Source organism: Myxococcus sp. AM010 (assembly GCF_013372585.1).
GTDB lineage: Bacteria > Myxococcota > Myxococcia > Myxococcales > Myxococcaceae > Myxococcus > Myxococcus vastator.
In genome coordinates this window covers 1-18,993 of the sequence record NZ_JABXEO010000119.1, presented here as the reverse complement: position 1 = coordinate 18,993, position 18,993 = coordinate 1, and the positions used below count along the sequence as shown (strand labels likewise).

Below are 18,993 nucleotides of genomic sequence, written 5' to 3'. Positions count from 1 at the left end.
GTCTTGGGCGTCACGGCCCCCACCGCCGAGGAACGTCACGGCGTTGGCCACCACCTCGGTGGTGTAGTTCTTCCGGTTCTCCTTGTCCGTCCACTCGCGCGTCTGCAGGCGGCCCTCGACGTAGCACTGCCGTCCCTTCTTCAGGTACTCGCCGCAGAGCTCCGCGAGCTTTCCCCAGACGACGATGCGGTGCCACTCGGTCCGCTCCTGCTTCTGGCCATTCTTGTCGACCCAGCTCTCGCTGGTGGCGATGCGGAAGTTCGCCACCGCCTGACCGCCGGGAGTGAACCGGACCTCCGGATCCGCCCCCAGGTTGCCGATGAGGATGACCTTGTTCACGCCTCCAGCCATGACCGCGTTCCTTTCTCGAGAACCGGTCCACCAAGGACCGGTTACACCCCGGACGCACCCGCCGGGTTTGATTCCCACCTATAGCAGTGGGTACTGACACCCAGCCAGAAAGCCGCCTTCTTCCTGGGTGTCGTACGCCCGTCCGCCATCCCGCCGGGGAGGCACGCCCGGCGCCGGGAACTCGCGAGAAATACAGCGGATTCTGGCCTACCCGCCCGGGCGGTTGTCCGCGGTGGAGGACTCGGGCGCGTTGCCCGCGGGCGCCACCATCTGCACGGGGGTGAAGCCCGCCGGCGCCTTGGCCTCCGCCACCTTCTGCGACAGCGTGGAGTCCAGCCCCTTGGCGAAGGACGCCAGCCGCGGGTCCGACGCGCCCAGCGTGCGGCGCAGCGACTTCCAGAAGGGGTGGTCCGCCTGTCCCGCCTGCACCAGCGCCCGCGCCAGCAGCGCGGTGCACGCGTCCCTGTCACCGGCGCTGGCGGCCCGAAGCGCCACCACCAGCTCCTCCGGCGCGGTGCGCGCCACCTCGCCCAGGGCCTCGGTCATCTCCGTCTGGGCCCGCGCGTCCGTCCCCGCCGCGCCCGCCAGCTCCAGCACCCGGGCCAGCGCCTCCGCGTTTCCGCCCGCCGCCAGCTCCACCATGCTGCTGACGCCCGGCACCTCCACGGACAGCACCCGCGCCACGTCCTTCAGCCGGCCATACACCTCGGCGGTGGCCGAATAGCTGTCCAGCAGCGTGCGCGCGCCCAGGTAGTCTTGTGGGTTGGACTGGTAGAGGCCCTCTGCCAACACCGCGCGCACGGCCGGGTCTCTCTCGCTGCGCCACGCGGTGCGCAGGAAGCCGATGTTGCGCTGGTCGCGCTGGGCGCCCAGGTCCAGGTACGTCTTGATGCGAACAGCCACGTCGTCCACGGCGCCCGAGGGCCGTCCGCTGTCCGCCAGCGCGGCCACCGCCGTGGACGGCCCCAGGCTGGAGCCGGTGGCGGCCACCGCCGCGCCCAGCGCGTCCAGACCCGCGACGATGGGGCCGGCGCGGCCCGCGAAGTCGTTGGCCATGATGGAGAAGGTGAAGCGCTCTCCCCCCGCGCTCGTCACGTAGCCGCTCAGCGCGGACACGCTCTCCAGGGTGCCCGTCTTGGCGCGCAGCCGGCCCACCGCGTCGCTGCCTTCGAAGCGGTACTTGAGCGTGCCGTCCTTGCCGGCGATGGGCACCGACGACATGTACTCCGGCGAGAAGGGGAAGCGCTGCACCATGTGCCGCAGCAGCTTGTTGAGCTGCGTGGCGGAGAAGCGGTTGGCGTCGTTGAGCCCGCTGCCGTTCTTCATCACGTAGGTGCCGCGGGGGATGCCCACGTCGCGCTCCAGGAACTGCTCCACCACGTCCACGCCCTTGATGAAGGAGCCCGGCGCGCCCCGCAGCTCGGCGCCCATCGTCTTCAGGAGCTGCTCGGCGACGAAGTTGCTGGAGAGCTTGTTGAGGCGCTTGAGGAGGATGTCGAACGTGTCCGACTGCGACACGTGCAGCATGCGGGCCTTGGTGGACGTCTTGCCCAGCTTCACCCTGCCCCGCATCTTCACGCCGCGCGTCACCAGCATCTGCTTGAGCGACTGGCCAAAGTACATGGGCGGGTTGTCAATCTTCTTCCAGACGCTGACGGCGCCGCTCCGCTCCGCCGGGAGCTGGCCGCGCACGACAATCTTCTGCTGGAGGCCCGCGGGGGCCGACTTGACGAACACGCGGCGCGCGCGGCGCGGCCCGGTGGTGAGCTGGTTGTCCACCACGAAGTAGTCGCTGGGCGGCTCCATCTCCACCACCCCCTTGGCCCCCGGCGCGTTGCCGGGCCGCAGGTAGATGGCCGCCGCGTTCCAGTTGAGGCTCACCGCGCCCGTGGGCGCCATGTAGGCCCGGTCCGTGTTCTCCTGGTCATAGCCGGGCGGCGTGCGCTCGGCGTCGAACCACGAGTCGTCCACCACGATTTCGCTCACCTCGCGGATGCCCGTGTGCCACAGCTCCGCGACGATGCCCCACAGGCGCTCCGTCGTCATGGACGGGTCGCCCTTGCCGCGCACGTAGAGCGTCTTCACCTTGCCGTCCGCACCCAGCTCCGGCTCCACCAGGAACTCGGTGTCGTAGCGGAACTCGGGCCCCAGGGACGCGAGCGCGGCGGCGGACGTCACCAGCTTCACGTTGGAGGCGGGGTTGAGCAGCTCGTCGGCGTTGTGGCTGAACACCACCGTGCCGTCGTCCAGGCTCTGCATGTACACGCCCATGCGGCTGGCCTTCAGCGGCGCGCGCTGGAGGACCTCCAGCAGCGCGGTTTTCAGGGCCTCGCGGTCCGCGCGCTTCTCCGCCGGAGCGGGCGCGGCGTGCGCAGCGTGAGAAAGCGACAGGAAAATAATGGCCGACGCGGCCAAGATGGAGCTGGCTCGATGGACCTGCACACTCTCTCCGGGGAAGTCAGGGGCCATTATGCGGAACGGGGCGAAAAACGAGCAAGGGTGAGTGGCTGCGGGAGTCCACGTCTGGGCGCTCGCTCTACCAGCAGGCAGAAACCTGACATTCCAACTGTAACGGCGTGACTGACACAGGGCCCCGCGAGCCACGCCTGTCCACGAGGTGACGTCGATGAGAGCGGTGGTACAGCGCGTGCTAGAGGCATCAGTGACGGTGGAGGGCCAGCGCGTGAGCGAAATCGGCCCGGGCCTGCTGGTGCTGCTGGGCGTGGGCAAGGGCGACACGGAGGCGGACGTCGCGTGGATGGTGGAGAAGCTGGCCACGCTGCGCATCTTCGAGGACGCCGCGGGGAAGATGAACCTGTCGCTGGAGGAGACGTCCCGGCAGCTTATCGTCGTCAGCCAGTTCACGCTCTACGGCGACGCGCGCAAGGGCCGCAGGCCCAGCTTCATCGACGCGATGGAGCCCGCGGGCGCCAAGGCACTCTATGAGCGCGCCTGTGAGCGCTTGCGCCAGCGCGGCCTGAGCGTGGGCACCGGCATCTTCGCCGCGGACATGAAGGTGGCGCTCGTCAACGACGGCCCCGTCACGCTGCTGCTGGAGAGCCCCGGGCCGGCCGCGCCCAAGGGCTAGATTCGCGCGCCGGAGCTCTTCGTCACCAGCGCCGCCAGCCCCTGCTTCGCCAGCGCCGCGCCGCGAAGGTGCGCGGTGAGGGCGCCCAGCTCGCGAATCCAGTTGGCCGCGCGGGGCCCCAGGCCGGAGAAGGCCACCGTGAGCGGCGGCGGCTGCGGCTGCTTGCCCAGCCAGTAGGCGAGCACCTCCTCCTTCTCCGGCAGCGACGGCAGCTTCATCCGCGCCTGCTCGCGGGCCAGGAGCCGCTCCAGCTTGCGCGGCAGGTTCACCTGCCAGTGCGCCACCTTGCGCGCGGGGCGCCAGGTCCAGTCCGCGAAGGCGTAGCGCGTCCCAGGGGAGTATTCGCCCCGGCCCTGCGTGGTGAACACCTGGTCCGGCGGGAACTCCGGGAAGGGCTCCCACAGGCCGGCCAGCAGCGAGGCCAGCCCCACGTCCTCGCGCGGGCGGAAACGGAAGCGGTCCCGGACGTCGCGCGAGCCGCGCGCATCCCAGTAGGGATAGTCCGCCTCCTCCACCATCAGCGCCAGGTGCAGGGCTTCGTCCCAGCCGTCCGCGTAGCCCGCCTCCGCCTCACCGACCTCCCAGCCCGCGGGGCCTTCGGTCCAGTGCAGGAAGACGAGCCGGTCCACCAGGTCCGCCCACGGGTCCGCGTCCAGGGAGCCCACGCCGCCGGGCAGCGCCGTGGAGAGCATCCGTTCGCAGAGCATGCGCGCCTGACCATCCCCCAGCTGCTCCTGCAGGGACTCCAGCGCGCCGGGGGCATCCCCCATGGCCCGCTGGAAGAAGGGCAGCAGGTGTTCGTGGAAGAAGCGGTCGCTGATGGGTCTCAGGACGACGTCCATGGTGCGGATGCTCCCCCCGGGAACGCACGCCCGCTCAAGGCCGAGCGTCTTCCTGGACGATGAGGGCGTGGATGTCCGCGGCCGTGGGCGCCTCGAGGATGGCGGCCCGGAACCGCGGGTTCTTGAAGAGGCGGGAGATGCGGGCCAGGGCCTTGAGGTGGACCCCCGCGCTGTTCTCCGGCGCCACCAGGGCGAAGAACAGGTGGGTGGGCTTGCCGTCAATGGCCTCGAAGTCCACGCCCGCGCGCGACACGCCGAAGGCGGCCTGGAGCTGTCCCATGCCCGGCAGCTTGCCGTGGGGGATGGCCACGCCCTCGCCGATGCCCGTGCTGCCCAGCTTCTCGCGCTCGCGCAGCACCTCCACCAGCCGGTCCGCGGTCAGCAGCGGATGGGCACGCACCAGCGTGGCGCTCAGTTCGCGCAGGACTTCGGGCTTCGTCCGCGACTGCATGTCGGCGATGACGGCTTGGGGGCTGAGGAACTCGGCGATTCTCACTGACGCTCCCGCGCTGGCGCTCCTGGTTGGCGGCAATTACTCCTCACCCCTCTTTAGCGCAAGGGTGGCCTGTCTGGATGCGCGCGCGCCGCGCTCACTGCGCATCATGACGCGGAAGGGAAACCCGTCCCACGGGCGGAAGGGACTTCCCATGAAGCATCTGCTCCTGTCGACTGTCATCGACATCGCGGCGAGGCCCACCGGCGCATGCTCGCCGGGGTGGCCCTCACCCGCGTCCAGGACCGCTTCGGCAGCGGACTGGTGGGGCTCCTCCGTGGCGGGACGTGGCCGCGGCGCCCCGTGGGCACTGCACCGACGCCCTCCAGCACGCGGAGGCCTTCCAGCCGTCACACGCCGTCACCCCGTTTCACCGGGTGACGGCGCGCGGTATCAGCGGTCAGCGACGGCTCAGGTCCCCGTGGCGGCGACCGCCGGGGCGTGCGGCTCGATGAGGCCGTACTGACCATCCTTGCGCCGGTAGACGATGCACAGCGACTCCGACTCCACGTTGTGGAAGACGTAGAAGTCGTTGTCCATCAGGTTCATCTGCATCACCGCATCATCCACGGTGTGCGGCTTGACGGTGAGGTGCGTGGCACGCACCTCGCGCGCGGGCACGACGACGGCGGGCTTCGGCGCGGCTTCATTCGCGGAGGCGTCGGCCAGCGTCGTCAGGTCGTCCACGTCCGGGAGCTCGAACACGGCGTGGCGGACCCGGAGCTGCTCCACCAGGTCCTGCCGGTGGTGGACGCGGTCACGGCCATGGTGCGTCTTCAGCTTGTCGCGGTAGCGACGCAGCTGGCGTTCAATCTTGTCCATCGCCAGGTCGATGGACGCGTACATGTCGTCACTCTTGTCGCGGCCCCGGAGGACCCACGCGCCGGAGTGGATGGTGATGTCCGCGTGGTGGAGGTGGCGTTCCAACGACAGGACCACATGGGCCTCGCCGGCTCGGTCCAGCAACCGGTTCACCCTTTCGACCTTCTCGCGTGCGTACTCCTTGAGGGAATCGGACGCTCCGAACTGACGGAAGGTGATGTTGAACTGCATGCGTGGCTGCCTCCTAGGGTGAGAGGTGAGCTCCGTGACGGATCTGAAACGCTCCCAGCCCTGGAAAGCAACCCGCCCCAACAGGTTGCCTGTTCCCGGACACACCACCCGTCCGAGGCAGGACATCCCGCCTGCACCTCGCGTCACTGGCAATGGCCCCCTGTTTGGAGTCATGCCAGCGTGCTTCCGGTGAAATCACGCGGCGCGTCAGCTCACGCGAGCAGCCGCCCGCCCGTCACGCCCAGCACCTCCGCGTTGACGTAGCGGGACTCGTCCGAGGCGAGGAACACGTAGGACGGCGCCAGCTCCGCGGGCTGGGCCGGGCGGCCCATGGGCGAGTCCTTGCCGAAGCTGGACGTCTTCTCCGCGTCGAAGGACTGGGGGATGAGCGGCGTCCACACGGGCCCCGGCGCCACGGCGTTGACGCGGATGCCCCGGTTGATGAGCTCCCGCGCCAGGCCCTTGGTGAAGTTGACGATGGCCCCCTTGGTGACGGCGTAGTCGAGGATGGCGGGCGAGGGGTCATACGCCTGGATGGAGGTGGTGTTGATGATGGTGCTCCCCTCCTTCATGTGCGGCAGCGCGTGGCGCACCAGGTGGAACATCGCGAGGATGTTGGTGCGGAAGGCGCGCTCCAGGCGCTCGGAGTCGAGGTCCTCGAAGCGCTCCACCGCCGCGCCCTGGTACGCGGCGTTGTTGACGAGGATGTCGATGCGCCCGAAGCGCTTCACCGTGTCCTCCACCAGCTTGCGGCAGTGGGCCTCCACCGTCAGGTCCCCGGGCAGCAGCAGGGACTTGCGCCCCGCGTCCTCCACCACGCGCTTCACCTGCTGGGCGTCGTCCCCTTCGCTGAGGAAGGACACCGCGATGTCCGCGCCCTCTCGCGCGAAGGCCAGGCACACCGCGCGGCCAATGCCACTGTCGCCACCGGTGACGAGCGCCACCCGGCCCTCGAGCCGGCCCAGCCCCTTGTAGGACTGCTCGCCGTAGTCGGGCTCCGGAGCCATCCGCCCCTCGTGGCCGGGGTGCGGCTGCGACTGCTTTGGAAAGGGCGGCTTGGGACCGGCGTCACGCGGGTCGGGGTTCTTCTGGGCCATGTCTGGGTCCTCTCCGGAAGGAAGTACCCAGGCACGGTGGGGGTGGCGGCGCCGAGCGGCAATCGAGCCCGGGAAGGTCCGGGCCCGCTCCCCTGCCCGCTTACTGAACGTTGACGACCCGCTCCTCGGAGTGGAACACCGTCGCCGAGCAGGAGGTGACGCCCGTGCACTCCAGCACCTCGCCGGGCGCGGTCGCGCTCAACGTGAGCAGGTGGGCCGCGACAGGCGTCGTCTGGAGCAGGGTGAAGCGGACGACGGCCTCTTCCTGCTCCGTGGGGATGGCGGCCGTGGCGCTCCCTCCCTCGCGCAGCAGGGTGGCCGTGGCGCGGCCGGGGACCTCGCCCTCGGGCAGCCACCGGAACGAATACGCCTGGCCGCGCATGAGTCGGTCCTCGGCGCCGGGGCCCTGGAAGGAGAAGAGGCGCTTGGCCTTTCCGTTCTTCAGCACCAGGGTGATGGTGTGCGTGCCGTCCTGGAGGACGATGCGGGCGTCCTCCATGGGCTGCTGCACCCAGACGTTGGGGTCGAAGTCGTAGTAGGCCCGCGTGGGCACGCACACGTCGCGGCCCGCGGTGCCGTCCACCCCGCCCCGCTCCAGCGTCATCGGCTGGCCGTTGAAGGTGGCCGTGGCGCCCTCGCGCAGCTCGGTGCACCGGTCCGCTTCCGCCGCGGGCGAGAAGGTGACGGTGACGCGGTGGGAGCCCGGCTCGTCCACGCCCTCGAAGATGTCCACGTCCGACTGGGACAGCGTCAGCGTCCGGTCGGAGAGGCCCGCCAGGTCCACGGCTTCCGCAGTGAGGCTGCTGCCACAACCCGACAACAGGCCCACCGCGACGAAGGCCCCCGCCGGGACGCGAAGAAGGTTGCGACGAAGATTGGGATTCATGCGGCGTCGCACCCTATACCCGCGCCCCGCCGTCGGCGAGCAGCCCTTCCAGCCGAACCTTCACTTCCGGCCACTCCGTGTCGACAAGCGGCGCGCCCGAGCTGCCCTGGCTCAGTAGTACCGCTTGCGCTTGCTGCTGGGGAGGATGCCCAGCACCTCGCGGTACTTGGCCACCGTGCGGCGGGCAATCTCGGTGCCCTGCGAGCGCAGCAGCTCGACGATTTTCTGGTCCGAGTACGGGTTGCGGGCGTCTTCCTGCGCCACCAACTGCTTGATGTGGTGCTTGACGGCCTCGCTCGCGGTGTCCTCACCGGAGACGCGGGCGATGGACGAGTTGAAGAAGTACTTCAGCTCGAAGATGCCCTGCGGCGTGTGCACGTACTTGCTGGTGGTGACGCGGCTCACCGTGGACTCGTGCATGCCGATGTCCTCCGCCACGTCCCGGAGGATGAGCGGCTTGAGGTGGGCAATGCCCTTGTCCAGGAAGTCCCGCTGGAACTTCACGATGCTCTCGGTGACTTTGTAGATGGTGCGCTGCCGCTGGTGGATGGAGCGGATGAGCCACATCGCGCTGCGCAGCTTGTCCTGGATGAAGTCCTTCGTCTGGCCAGGGCCCACCGCGCCCGTCTTCAGCGCGTTCCGGTAGGTGCCAGAGATGCGCAGCTTGGACAGGCCGTCATCGTTGAGCACCACCGTGTACTCTTCCCCCATCTTGTAGACGAACACGTCGGGGGAGATGTACTGCGCGTCGTCCCCGCTGAAGTTGCGGCCCGGCTTCGGGTCCAGCTTCGGGAGCAGCCGCACCGCCTCCACCACCTCTTCCAAGGTGACCTTCAGGTCCTTGGCGATGGCGGGCAGGTTCTTGCTCTCCAGGTACTTCATGTGCCGCTTGATGATGAGGCCGAGCAGCGGCGCGTGTGGCTCCCTCATCCCCTGGAGCTGGATGAGCAGGCACTCCTGCAAGTCGCGGGCGCCGCAGCCGCGCGGCTCCAGCATCTGGATGCGCCGCAGCGTGCGCTCCGCGACGTGCATGGGCACGTCCGCCTCGTTGGCCAGACGGATGAGCGGATCACCTTCCACCTCCGGCAGCTTGAGGTAGCCGTCATCATCCAGGTTGCCCAGGATGAGCATGGCGATGCGGCGCTCGGCGTCATTCAGGCGCAGCGTGCCCAGCTGCTCCTGGATGTGGTCGACCAGGTCCTCCTTCTTGACGAGGTTGGCCTCGAACGACGGCATGTCGTCCGTGGCCACGTTGCCCTTGTTGGAGGCCGTGGTGGGCTCGTTGAACTGGTAGCTGTTGAGGTACTGCTCCCAGTCGATTTCCGGGGGCCCCTCCCCGTCCGCCTTGAACTCCGTGGCGGTGTCGCTGGTGGCCGCGGGCAAGTCCCCGTCCCGCGGCATCTCCATGTTGTCCGCTTCCAGCGAGGCTTCGCCGGGTTCCTTGTCTCCCACATCTCCCGGTGCTTGCTCGTCTGGTTGCTCCAGCAGCGGGTTCTGCTCCATCTCCTCGCGGACCTGCTCGAGCAGCTCCATGCGAGACAGCTGGAGGAGCTTGATGGCCTGCTGCAGCTGCGGCGTCATCACCAGCTGCTGGGCAAGCTTCAGGCTTTGTTTCAGTTCCATCGCCATGAGAACGGGGTCTCCCGGGTTGATTCGGCCCCTTGAGACAGGGGCCACAATCAAAGACCGTGCCAACGTAACAAGGAGCCCTGACTTCGTCTAGCCCTGAAACGAGGGTCCCTTGCTTGCATGCTCAGAATTCCACAAGGAATCCAAGAGCTTGGGAGCACTCAGGGTATCACATGCGCGTTGACAGGTCGGCGCAAAAGCGGGGCCAACCCATTCTAAGCACTCCTCTGACAGGTGGCCAGCCGTGCTTAGAGCGCCTGTTGGAGACGGAACCGTTCCCCCAGGTAGACGGCGCGGGCCTTGGGAGACGCGGCGATCTCCGCCGGGGTGCCCTCTTCCAGAATCCGTCCCTGTGCGATGATGTACGCACGATCGCAGATGCCCAGGGTGTCCTGGACGTTGTGGTCGGTGATGAGGACGCCCAGCCCCCGCTCCCGGAGGAGGAAGATCTGCCGCTGGAGGTCGCCCACGTTGATGGGGTCCACGCCAGCGAAGGGCTCGTCGAAGAGGATGAAGCGGGGCTGGGGGATGAGGCTGCGGGCAATCTCGGCGCGCCGGCGCTCGCCGCCTGACAGCGTCTCCCCCAGGGACTCCGCGACGTGCGTGAGGCCGAACTCGTCCAGGAGCACGTCGGCGCGCTGCTCGCGGGCCTTGGCGTCCAGGTCCTTCTGGAGCTCCAGCACGGCCAGGAAGTTGTCGCGCACGGTGAGCTTGCGGAAGACGGAGGCTTCCTGGGGCAGGTAGCCCACGCCCCGGCGGGCGCGGCGGTGCATGGGCAGGTGCGTGAGGTCCTCGTCGCCAATGCGCACGCGCCCCGCATCCGGAGACACCAGGCCCACCACCATGTTGAAGCTGGTCGTCTTCCCCGCGCCGTTGGGCCCCAGCAGGCCCACCACTTCCCCGGGGGCCACGCTGAAGGACACGCCGGCCACCACCTTGCGGCCTCGGAACGTCTTCTCCAGGCCCTCCGCGAACAGCTTCGCGCTCATCGAGCCGGGCCTCCCTGGGCGGAGGGGGCCGCCCCGGAGGACGGGGTCGGACGGGGCGCGGACTGCCGCCCCTTGCGTCTGGCCGGGGTGGGGTTGGCGGGCAGCGATTCGAAGACGATGACGGCGTTCTCCACCTCCAGCCGCTCGTTGCCCAGCGTCAGCCGGACCTTCGTCCCGCGCATGTGCGTGGTGCCCTGGCGGGCCTCGGGTGAGCCCGTCACCACCAGTACGCCGCTGGGCACGTCGTACTCGGCGCGCTCGCCGCGGGCCATGCGGTCGCCGTCCACGGCCCTCACCCCGCCGGTGCACACCACGCGCGTCACTTCGCGCTGTGGGGTGTAGTTGGCCGTCATCCGGTCGCAGTCCAGGTCCAGCGTGCGGTGCTTCACCTTCACGTTGCCGGTGAGGGTGGCCTGCGACTTCTGGAAGGTGACGTTGTCGCCGTTGATTTGGACCGGCTCCTTCAGCGCCTTGCCGCCCACCGCGGCGGGGGGCGCGCCCTGCGCGGGGGTGGCGGCGACCGCGGGCGCGGGCTGCGCGATGAAGAAGGCCATCACGAGGAACTCAATCACTCTGGCGCTCCCAGCACGGACTCCACCGAGCCCGCGAAGTTGAACGTCTCGTCCGGGAAGAACAGCTCGAAGCGGTCCGCCCTCAGCCGGTAGTCAGGTCCCTTCACCGTCACGCCCTCGTTTCCATGCGCCCGCTCCGTGGTGGCGTCGTACGTCAACCGGGGAGTGCGGGCCTCCATGCCCTTCCCGGTGCGGATGATGACACCGCCCGAGGCCACCACCTGCTTGGACGCGAGGCTCCCCTCCATATTCGGGGCGCTGACCTCCACGCCGCCCTCCGTCCCAGGGGGCGCTCCCTGGGGAGGGGAACCCGGCGGAATCCGAATGGTGGCGTCGGTGGCCCACACCTCGCCGGTGGTGCGCTGGTAGGACACCTGCCGGGCCGTGCCGGAGCGGATGAGCCGGTCGCCATCGAAGGACTCCAGGCGCGCGCCGTGCAGCACCACCTCCGGGGGAGGCTGGCCGCCAGACGCACCCTCGCCAGAGCCCGGTTTGCAGCCAGGGGCGAACACCAGGAGGACGAGGCTGGCGGCGAGCAGGCGAGACACAGGGCTTCCTTATCACCCGGCGGATGCGGGCGCCGCCTCCGGAAGTGGGACGTCCTCGCTCACCGGTGGACGCGTCTTCCAGCGCTGGTGCATCCACACCCACTGCTCCGGCGTCCGCCGGATGGCGGCCTCGATTCGGCTGGACAAGGCGGCGGTGAGGGCCAGGGCGGCCGCCTCGCGGTCCGTGTCCTGGGGCACTGGGACTTCTTCCATGGACAAGCGGTAGCCCGCCCCTTCGCGGTGGCAGAAGCCCGTCACCACCGCCGCCCCCGTGCGGATGGCCAGGTCGGCGGCGGCGCGCGGGGTGGCGGCCAGCTTCCCGAAGAAGGGCACGAAGAGGGACTGCACCTTCGTGTCCTGGTCGATGAGGATGCCGAGGATTTCGCCGTTGCGCAGGGCGCGCAGCATGGCCCGGGCGGCGCCTTCCTGGCCGCGCCAGATGCTCCGCACCCCGCCGCGGGCCCGGAACTGGCCCACCAGCTCCGTCAGCCGGGGGTCCGTGGTCTCCTTGGCGATGCTCTGGCTGGGGTAGCCGGCGCGCGCCACGCGGCGGGCGAGCAGCTCCCAGTTCCCCACATGTCCGGACACGAAGACGACGCCGCGCCCCCGGGCCAGGGCCGTCTCCAGCACCTGCCGGTCGGCGTCCGGCCAGGCGACCAGGCGCTCCAGGGCCTCGTCCAGGGCCCCGGTGCAGGCCACCTCCAGCGCGGCGGCGCCCAGGTGGCGGAAGGCGTCGCGGGCCAGGGCCTGTCGGCCCGCGTCAGACTGCTCCGGGAAGGCCACGGAGAGGGACTTGAGGGCCTTGCGCCGCTCCCCTCCGGCCAGGGTGTAGGCCAGGGCGCCCAGGCGCGCGCCCAGGCGCCGGGCGACGCCCAGGGGCAGAGGTTGAAGGAGCAACAGGACGCCACGGATGAGCACGTAGCGGAGGAAACGCTTGAGGCGCTTTGCTAAGGGTGGACGCTCCACGAGGCGTTCAATATCCCATGCGCGAATACAACTTCGACGGGCTCGTTGGGCCCACCCACAATTACGGCGGCCTCTCGCCCGGCAACCTGGCGTCGCAGAGCCACGTCGGTGAGCCCAGCCACCCCCGGGACGCGGCCCTCCAGGGGCTGGAGAAGATGCGCTTCGTGTCCGCCCTGGGGGTGGGACAGGCGGTGCTGCCGCCCCAGCCGCGCCCGTCCCTGCACGCGCTGAGGGCGCTGGGCTTCACGGGCTCGGACGAGGAGGTCATCACCCGGGCCGCGCGCGAGGCCGAGCACCTGCTGCGCCTGACGTCCAGCGCGTCCTCCATGTGGACGGCCAACGCGGCCACGGTGGCGCCTGGCGCGGACACGGCGGATGGCCGGGTGCACCTGACGCCGGCCAACCTGTCGCAGATGTACCACCGGGCCATCGAAGCGGAGACAACGCACTCGGTGCTGCGCGCCATCTTCTCCAACGAGAAGCACTTCGCGGTGCACGCGCCGCTGCCGGGCAGCAGCCACTTCGCGGACGAGGGCGCGGCCAACCACACGCGGCTCGCCACGCCCGGGCACGCGGGCGTCCACCTGCTCGCCTGGGGCCGCAGCGCGTGGCAGGACGTGCAGGGCCCCAGCCGCTTCCCCGCGCGGCAGACGTTGGAGGCCAGCCAGGCGCTGGCGCGGCTGCACCAGCTGGACGCGAAGTCGGTGCTCTTCCCGCAGCAGCACCCGGAGGGCATCGACGCGGGGGCGTTCCACACGGACGTGCTGGCGGTGGGCAACGAGCGGTTCCTGATGCTGCACGAGCTGGCCTTTGTGGACCCCGCGGGGCTCCTGGCGGTGCTGCGCGAGAAGCTGGGCCAGGACTTCCGCGCGGTGGTGGCCACGAAGGCGGAGCTGCCGGCGAAGGACGCGGTGAAGGCGTACCCGTTCAACTCGCAGGTGCTGACGCTGCCGGACGGCACCATGGCGATTGTCGCGCCGGTGGAGAGCCGGGAGACGCCCGCGGCGCGGCGGTTCCTGGAGCGCGTGGTGGCCGAGGACACGCCGGTGAAGGCCGTGCACTACCTGGACGTGCGCCAGTCGATGAACAACGGCGGCGGCCCGGCCTGCCTGCGCCAGCGGGTGTGGCTGACGGACGAGGAGCGAGGGGCCATCAAGGCGGACGTCTTCTACACGCCCGCGCTGCATGACTCGCTGGCCGGCTGGGTGCGGCGGCACTACCGCGAGGTGCTGCGGCCCAAGGACTTGCAGGACCCGCAGCTGGCTCGGGAGACGATGACGGCGCTGGATGAGCTGACCCGGATTCTCAACCTGGGCAGCGTCTACGACTTCCAGCGCTGACATGTGCCACGTCCGCTGGGCTTCCGGCTCAGCGGGCTTCCAGGAGCTGGAAGGTGACGCCCTCCAGCTTCAGCCGTTCTGCCGCGGCCACCATGCGTTCGGTCGCGATGACGAGGGTGGGGTAGTCCCTCAACCGGAACAGGTCCACCTCGGCGGGCAGCGTCTCACGAGCAAGCCAGTATGTGTCTGGCAGGCGCTCACTGGCCTCGCTTCCGCACTTCGCGCAGGTGGGCGCACGGGGATGCTCGAAGCAGTCGGGATGAAGCCGGCCATGAAGCGCCAGCTGCACCTCGCGGAGCGCCGGAGGATTCTTTCCTCGGAACGTCACATCGAGACGACACCCGGTGAGTCCCCGGACGCCTTCGCCCTGCAACGTCTCCAGCACTTCGTCGCGAATGACGAACGTCCAGTCCTGCAATCCGAGCTGCCCGAATGCCCCTGTCGCCGTGCCTGTGAGAGGGCCGAACCGGGTTCCGGGCTCCAGGACAGCGCCTTCTGGCGCCAGGGGCCTGACACGCTCGCGCAGCCGGGCAAAGACCTCAAAGGAGACGGGCCAGGGGTCGGAGAACGGCTTCAGCTCGGCCTTCGAGAAGCTCGACAGGTCGACACACGGATACTGCACGCCCGCCCAGCCGCCACCCACTCCGCAGTCAGTGCAGGGCTCCACGCCCGGGAGGCCCCACTTGTGCGCGGCTCGGCTCAGGTCGCCCGTGAAGCGCGACGTCGTGCTCGCTTCGACTCGGTAGAACCTCACGCCATCGCCCTCCTTCTCATGAGGATTGCCTTCACAAGGCTTCTATCCGGGGCCCACGCATTCCGGGCGTGATGGGCATGTTGTAGGGCACGACCGGGCCCGACAGCTCGAAACGAAAGGCGAGCTCGACTGCGTGCCACATGATGACGTCCCGCGAAGGGGGACGGGGATTGGCCACCACGAATTGCCGCCATGCGTTGTTCCACGCCCCTCCCAGCCCCATGCCCTTCCCGCTGTGAATCTGCCGGTGAACGTGCTCGGGGACGACCAGGGTGAACTGGTGGATGTCGATACCCGCCGCCCGAAACCACGCCGCGAGCCGGGGTTCCTGCGGGAAAAGGTGATGTTTGATGAGCTTGCCATGCGGTCGGGGTATCGCGGGGATGAAGACGGGAGAGCGCCGCGCCAGCGGTGCTGTCGCGAGAGGGCGTGCGTCCCTTCGAATTCCCGTACGGCGCTGCCACCAGTTCCGGTAGGTGCCCGTTCCACGGAAGGGAGGGCGGCCCGTCGCCTTCTCGACCGTTCCTGACGTCGTCGCGTGCGCGAGGACGTCGTCCGCCACGTCCTCATATTGGAAGAAGCCACACACCCCCTCGTCACAGACCAGGACGATGCAGCGCGGCTCGCGCGATGCGCTGCACCCATCAACATCCGCTTGCCACTCCGCGGCTTCCAACTCGCGCACCACGGGGGATGCCGTACCGCACGCGAGCGCTCCCAGAAGGAGGCAGCAGAGTGTCAGGCGCCGTGGCGACCCGTTCATGGCGGTGCAGTCTATTCGGACGCCCGTCTGCCCTACGAACGGGCGTCCAGGCGCTCCGTGGTCGGCTGCAAGTCCGAGTGTGACAGGCACCCGTGGCCGGACGCGCTGGCGGTCATCACCTTCTTTCGAGAGGAGGTGAGATTCCCCATGATTCCCGAAGCGATACAGCACTATCTGCGCCGCAACGGGGTGCGTTTCGAGCGGTACTGGCACCCGCGTGCCGTCAGCGCTCAAGAAGTGGCCGAGTCGCTGCACGTCTCCGGCTGGCGCGTGGCCAAGTCTGTCATCGTGATGGCGGACCGGCAGCCTTGGATTGTCGTCGTCCCCGCGGCGGGCACCGTCGACCTGAGCCAGGTCCGAGACATGCTGGGTGCCCGGCACGTCCGCCTCGCGACCGAGCCGGAGTTCTCCGGCCACTTTCCCGACTGCGAGGTGGGCGCTGAGCCTCCCTTTGGTGAACTCTACGGCCTGCCCGTCGCCGTTGATGAATCCCTCAGCCTGGCGGACCGGCTGCTCTTCCGCGCGGGCTCCCACGAAGAGACGATTGAATTGCGCTTCCAGGACTTCGCCACCCTGGAGTGGCCCGTGGTGGCCTCCTTCATCGAGCAGGAACAGCAGTTCCAGGCCGCCACCAACGCCGACGCGCCCAGCCGTCCAAGCGAGGAGGCCCACGCGCACGCCTGAACCGGAGCGAGGCCCGGGCGCCTAATCCGCGTCCCGAGCCTCGCCATCCACATCCGGGCCCCGCAGCAGGTACTCCAGCTCCGCCGCGCGCGGGTCGTCCGACAGCACCCTGCGCCGTGACTCAACGCGCTCGCGCTCCGCGCCTTCCAGCCGCGACACCCAGGCCCGCGCCTGGGCCCGCGCGCCCTCGGGGAGGTGTCGCATGCCCTCGTGGACCGAGCGCGCCGCGGCGTCATAGCGCCGCAGCGCCTCCTGCGTCCGCGCCACCGCGAAGAACGCCTCCGCACCAGGCGCGAGCCGGGCCGCTGACTGCCGCCGCTCCAAGGCGTGAGAGAGCAACCCCTCGCGCTCCAGGCACGCGGCTTCCATGGCCAGCAACCGCGCGCGCTGGGCGTAGTCCGTGATGAAGGGCGCCAGCGCCTTGAGCGTGTCCTTCGCCCGTCGTGTCAGCCCCGCGTCCAGCTGCTGCGCGGCCAACTGGAAGGACAGCGCCACGTCGCCCGGGAAGCGCGCCAAAAGCCGCTCCAACGCACGCAGGGCCTCCTCCCGCTTCCCCTGCGCGCGAAGCACCTCCGCGCGCAGCAGGTGCGTGTCCAGCGCATCCGGCGCCAGGCGCTCCACCTGCGCCCGCGCGGCCTCCGCCGTCTCCAGGTCCCCTCGAAGGATTCGCAGCCGGGCCTCGCGCGCCCACAGCGCCGCCGCTTCTGGCTGCCCCGCGAAGTGCTCCCGCGCCCAGCCCGAGTACTCCAGCGCCAGCGCCAACCGCCCCGGCGTGTTGGCCAGCGCATCCAGCAGCCGCACCGTGGTCGCCGGTGACCGCGGCGTCAGCACCGTGAGCGCCGCCAGCGTCTCCGCTTGGGGCAGGGCCTCGCCCAACAGCACGGTGGCATCCCCGGCCTCGTGCGCCAACCGGTACTCCAGGAAGCCCTGCGCGCTTCGCCCCAACGCCAACAACGCTCGCGCCGCCACCCGGTGGGAGCTGGCATCCAACGGCGCCAGATACAGCGCCCGGTTGACCAGGGCCAGCGCCTCCCCCGCCCCCTCACGCCCTCGCGCAGCGTGCGCTGACGCCACCAGCCGGTAGAGCAGGTAGTCCGAGGGGTGCCGGTCCACTAGCGCCAGTCCCCGCGTGTGCACGTCCTGAGCAGACGCCCCCGAGGTGACGAGCCGCGCCAGCTCCTCCTCCGCGTCACCCAGGCGATGACGGCCGGGCACCAGCGCCACCAGCGCCACCACCGTGAGCGCCCCCCCCGTCCCCAGCGCCGCGGCCGAGGGGCGCGCGCACCACGCCTTCTCGACGGCGCGCTCCCGGGGACGCGCCACCGCGCCCAGCGCCACCAACGCCGCCACCGCGCACGCGGGCAGCTCCAGGCTGAAGTCGAAGAGGTCATGCAGCGCCAGCGCCGCCACGCCCGCGAGCGCCGCCAGGTCCACCGTCTCCAACCCCTCACGGCGCAGCAGTCGCGAGAAGCCCCAGATGGCCACCCCCAGCAACACCAGCCCCAGCGCGCCCAGCTCCGCCGCGGCCTGCAACACCGCGTTCTCCGGGTGCGTGAAGGTGTTGGGATTCGGCTGCGTCTGGTAGCGCGGAAACGCCGCCTCGAAGGCGCCGCGGCCCATGCCCAGCAGGGGAAACGCCCGCGCGGAATCCGCCAGCATCGGCCACAGCGCCACCTTGGACTGGCGCAGTTTCTCCACGCTGTCCGCGGTGCGCGCCTCCGCCCAGAGGCCATCCGCCGCCGTGTACGCGCCCACCATCAGCACGCCCAGCAACCCCAGCAGCGCCGCGGCGCTCCGGGCCCAGACCGGGGGCGCCCCTTCACCGGACGCGTGGCGCTTGCGAAGCAGGAGCAGCGCCAGCAGCACCTGTCCGAAGGCGAAGAAGGCGATGCCCCCGCGCGACAGCGACAGCACCACGCCCAGTCCCGACACGCCCGCGGCCACGGCGTATGGCAACGCCCGCGACTGCTTTGCGCGCGTCAGCGCCAACCCCACGCCCAGCGTGGACGCCAGCGCGAGGAAGCCAGCCAGGTGGTTCGGGTTCCCAAACGGCGTCACCAGCGTGGGCCGCGCGTGCATCCAGTGCATCAGCCCGAAGAGGGACCTCACCCCCAGCAGCGCATGGACCAGCCCCACCGCCGTGAGGCCCGCGCCGGTGAAGACCACCGCCGCCAGCAACCGCTCCCGGCTGCCTCGCGAGCGACTCACCTGCACCGCCGCGAGGAAGGCCAGCAGGTAGGCCAGGTGCTTCGCCAGCTCGCGCCAGGTGGCGGATGGGTCCAGCGACACCGGCCGCGCCCGCTCCAGCCCCAGCGGCACCAGCGCGAACTCCCGCAGCGCGGCCGCCTCCGGGCTCAGCAGGCGCAGCACCCCATCCGGCAGGGGCACCAGTTGCACCGCGCACAGGCCCGCCCCCGCCGCCAGGGGCACGGCCAGCAGCGGAACGCGCAGCGACTGACCCTGCCGCTTCGCCCCTACCGCCGCCAGCACCGCCGCCGCGCCGGACAGCAGCACCAGCGGCCCCAGCAGCCACCCGGCGGCGCCGCCCAACGCCAGCGGACACACCACGACGAGCGCCACCAGCGCCGCCTCGGCGAACAGGGTGAATCGGGAGGCACTTCGGGAGGCGCGGGGCATGCGTGGATGAGCCGGGTGAGTATCACAGCGCCCACGCCCCTCGCCCGCCCCCCCGCCTCCAGTACGAGCCGCCAGGAGAGTGGGCGTGCCTAAAAGCAGACATCACGACATTAGAAGGAAAAGGCGACCAGCGGGAGGCTGGGCCGCGGCGTCCAGGTCCGCGTCCGCATGGCGCCGCGTGCGTCCCGGCGGGCCTTCACGTCCCGCAGCTCGTCCTCCAGCCGGATGCGCTCACGGACCCGCTCCTCGCGGTGGGCCCGGTTGAGGCCCGCCTCCTTGGAGCCGGTGATGATGCCCGCGA

General features: G+C 70.1%; 18 protein-coding genes and 1 pseudogene. 3 read left to right on the top strand and 16 right to left on the bottom strand.

What is annotated here, in order from left to right; translation table 11 throughout:
• Positions 1–351 (bottom strand): single-stranded DNA-binding protein (locus HV826_RS33465; protein ID WP_176421093.1); only part of this gene is annotated, 351 nt, incomplete at its 3' end.
• Positions 352–558: 207 nt separating this feature from the next.
• Positions 559–2,793 (bottom strand): D-alanyl-D-alanine carboxypeptidase/D-alanyl-D-alanine-endopeptidase, encoded by a 2,235-nt coding sequence (dacB, locus tag HV826_RS33460; RefSeq protein ID WP_176421092.1) that lies wholly within the window; start codon positions 2,791–2,793, stop codon positions 559–561.
• 184 nt (positions 2,794–2,977) lie between these two features.
• Here dacB and dtd point away from each other — a divergent pair, with 184 nt between their 5' ends.
• Positions 2,978–3,439 (top strand): D-aminoacyl-tRNA deacylase, encoded by a 462-nt coding sequence (gene dtd / locus HV826_RS33455; RefSeq protein WP_176421091.1) that lies wholly within the window; start codon positions 2,978–2,980, stop codon positions 3,437–3,439.
• Here the strand turns inward: dtd and HV826_RS33450 are convergent.
• The 10 genes from HV826_RS33450 to HV826_RS33405 all read right to left on the bottom strand — a co-directional run bounded on the left by HV826_RS33450 (position 3,436) and on the right by HV826_RS33405 (position 12,514).
• Positions 3,436–4,281 (bottom strand): hypothetical protein, encoded by an 846-nt coding sequence (locus tag HV826_RS33450; RefSeq protein WP_176421090.1) that lies wholly within the window; start codon positions 4,279–4,281, stop codon positions 3,436–3,438. The two genes, dtd and HV826_RS33450, sit on opposite strands and share 4 nt — an antisense overlap.
• A gap of 34 nt (positions 4,282–4,315) precedes the next feature.
• Positions 4,316–4,777 carry a PTS sugar transporter subunit IIA gene (locus HV826_RS33445; RefSeq protein ID WP_090485059.1) on the bottom strand — a complete coding sequence of 154 codons (462 nt, stop codon included), beginning with the start codon at positions 4,775–4,777 and terminating at the stop codon, positions 4,316–4,318.
• 408 nt (positions 4,778–5,185) lie between these two features.
• Entirely contained in the window at positions 5,186–5,827 is a 642-nt protein-coding gene (gene hpf / locus HV826_RS33440) for a ribosome hibernation-promoting factor, HPF/YfiA family (protein ID WP_176421089.1), read from the bottom strand.
• Between the two features lie 212 nt (positions 5,828–6,039).
• Positions 6,040–6,924, bottom strand: a complete 885-nt coding sequence (locus HV826_RS33435) for an SDR family oxidoreductase (RefSeq protein ID WP_176421088.1) — start codon at positions 6,922–6,924, stop codon at positions 6,040–6,042.
• Between the two features lie 100 nt (positions 6,925–7,024).
• Positions 7,025–7,810, bottom strand: coding sequence for a hypothetical protein (locus HV826_RS33430; RefSeq protein ID WP_176421087.1), 786 nt, complete (start codon positions 7,808–7,810; stop codon positions 7,025–7,027).
• Between the two features lie 111 nt (positions 7,811–7,921).
• Complete coding sequence (rpoN, locus tag HV826_RS33425; RefSeq protein WP_176421086.1) at positions 7,922–9,439, bottom strand: RNA polymerase factor sigma-54; 1,518 nt, start codon at positions 9,437–9,439, stop codon at positions 7,922–7,924.
• Positions 9,440–9,687: 248 nt separating this feature from the next.
• Positions 9,688–10,428: an LPS export ABC transporter ATP-binding protein gene (lptB, locus tag HV826_RS33420; protein WP_163784852.1), complete on the bottom strand. Its 741-nt coding sequence runs from the start codon at positions 10,426–10,428 to the stop codon at positions 9,688–9,690.
• Positions 10,425–11,000 carry an LptA/OstA family protein gene (locus tag HV826_RS33415; protein ID WP_176421085.1) on the bottom strand — a complete coding sequence of 192 codons (576 nt, stop codon included), beginning with the start codon at positions 10,998–11,000 and terminating at the stop codon, positions 10,425–10,427. The genes lptB and HV826_RS33415 overlap by 4 nt, the downstream gene beginning before the upstream one ends.
• Positions 10,997–11,548, bottom strand: a complete 552-nt coding sequence (locus tag HV826_RS33410) for a hypothetical protein (RefSeq protein WP_176421084.1) — start codon at positions 11,546–11,548, stop codon at positions 10,997–10,999. The genes HV826_RS33415 and HV826_RS33410 overlap by 4 nt, the downstream gene beginning before the upstream one ends.
• A gap of 12 nt (positions 11,549–11,560) precedes the next feature.
• Positions 11,561–12,514 carry a lysophospholipid acyltransferase family protein gene (locus HV826_RS33405; RefSeq protein ID WP_176421083.1) on the bottom strand — a complete coding sequence of 318 codons (954 nt, stop codon included), beginning with the start codon at positions 12,512–12,514 and terminating at the stop codon, positions 11,561–11,563.
• Positions 12,515–12,531: 17 nt separating this feature from the next.
• Between HV826_RS33405 and astB the strand changes: the two genes are divergently transcribed.
• Positions 12,532–13,854, top strand: a complete 1,323-nt coding sequence (gene astB / locus HV826_RS33400) for an N-succinylarginine dihydrolase (protein ID WP_176421082.1) — start codon at positions 12,532–12,534, stop codon at positions 13,852–13,854.
• Between the two features lie 28 nt (positions 13,855–13,882).
• Here the strand turns inward: astB and HV826_RS33395 are convergent, their stop codons facing one another.
• Entirely contained in the window at positions 13,883–14,608 is a 726-nt protein-coding gene (locus HV826_RS33395) for a double-CXXCG motif protein (RefSeq protein ID WP_176421081.1), read from the bottom strand.
• Positions 14,609–14,639: 31 nt separating this feature from the next.
• Positions 14,640–15,371: a TIGR02269 family lipoprotein gene (locus HV826_RS33390; protein WP_176421080.1), complete on the bottom strand. Its 732-nt coding sequence runs from the start codon at positions 15,369–15,371 to the stop codon at positions 14,640–14,642.
• A gap of 147 nt (positions 15,372–15,518) precedes the next feature.
• Here HV826_RS33390 and HV826_RS33385 point away from each other — a divergent pair, with 147 nt between their 5' ends.
• Entirely contained in the window at positions 15,519–16,055 is a 537-nt protein-coding gene (locus HV826_RS33385) for an aminoacyl-tRNA deacylase (protein ID WP_176421079.1), read from the top strand.
• Positions 16,056–16,076: 21 nt separating this feature from the next.
• Here the strand turns inward: HV826_RS33385 and HV826_RS33380 are convergent, their stop codons facing one another.
• The gene (locus tag HV826_RS33380) at positions 16,077–18,692 is read right to left on the bottom strand and encodes an O-antigen ligase family protein (protein ID WP_176421078.1); all 2,616 of its coding nucleotides are present in this window, start codon (positions 18,690–18,692) and stop codon (positions 16,077–16,079) included.
• Between the two features lie 110 nt (positions 18,693–18,802).
• Positions 18,803–18,993, bottom strand: a pseudogene (locus HV826_RS33375) (hypothetical protein); the annotation flags it as partial.

Bases quoted from the DNA above. Each gene is read 5' to 3' on its own strand.
- hpf (WP_176421089.1), bottom strand. From the start codon at position 5,827: ATGCAGTTCAACATCACCTTCCGTCAGTTCGGAGCGTCCGATTCCCTC.
- HV826_RS33380 (WP_176421078.1), bottom strand. From the start codon at position 18,692: ATGCCCCGCGCCTCCCGAAGTGCCTCCCGATTCACCCTGTTCGCCGAG.
- rpoN (WP_176421086.1), bottom strand. From the start codon at position 9,439: ATGGCGATGGAACTGAAACAAAGCCTGAAGCTTGCCCAGCAGCTGGTG.
- lptB (WP_163784852.1), bottom strand. From the start codon at position 10,428: ATGAGCGCGAAGCTGTTCGCGGAGGGCCTGGAGAAGACGTTCCGAGGC.
- HV826_RS33435 (WP_176421088.1), bottom strand. From the start codon at position 6,924: ATGGCCCAGAAGAACCCCGACCCGCGTGACGCCGGTCCCAAGCCGCCC.
- HV826_RS33450 (WP_176421090.1), bottom strand. From the start codon at position 4,281: ATGGACGTCGTCCTGAGACCCATCAGCGACCGCTTCTTCCACGAACAC.
- HV826_RS33390 (WP_176421080.1), bottom strand. From the start codon at position 15,371: ATGAACGGGTCGCCACGGCGCCTGACACTCTGCTGCCTCCTTCTGGGA.
- HV826_RS33385 (WP_176421079.1), top strand. From the start codon at position 15,519: ATGATTCCCGAAGCGATACAGCACTATCTGCGCCGCAACGGGGTGCGT.
- dtd (WP_176421091.1), top strand. From the start codon at position 2,978: ATGAGAGCGGTGGTACAGCGCGTGCTAGAGGCATCAGTGACGGTGGAG.
- astB (WP_176421082.1), top strand. From the start codon at position 12,532: ATGCGCGAATACAACTTCGACGGGCTCGTTGGGCCCACCCACAATTAC.
- HV826_RS33430 (WP_176421087.1), bottom strand. From the start codon at position 7,810: ATGAATCCCAATCTTCGTCGCAACCTTCTTCGCGTCCCGGCGGGGGCC.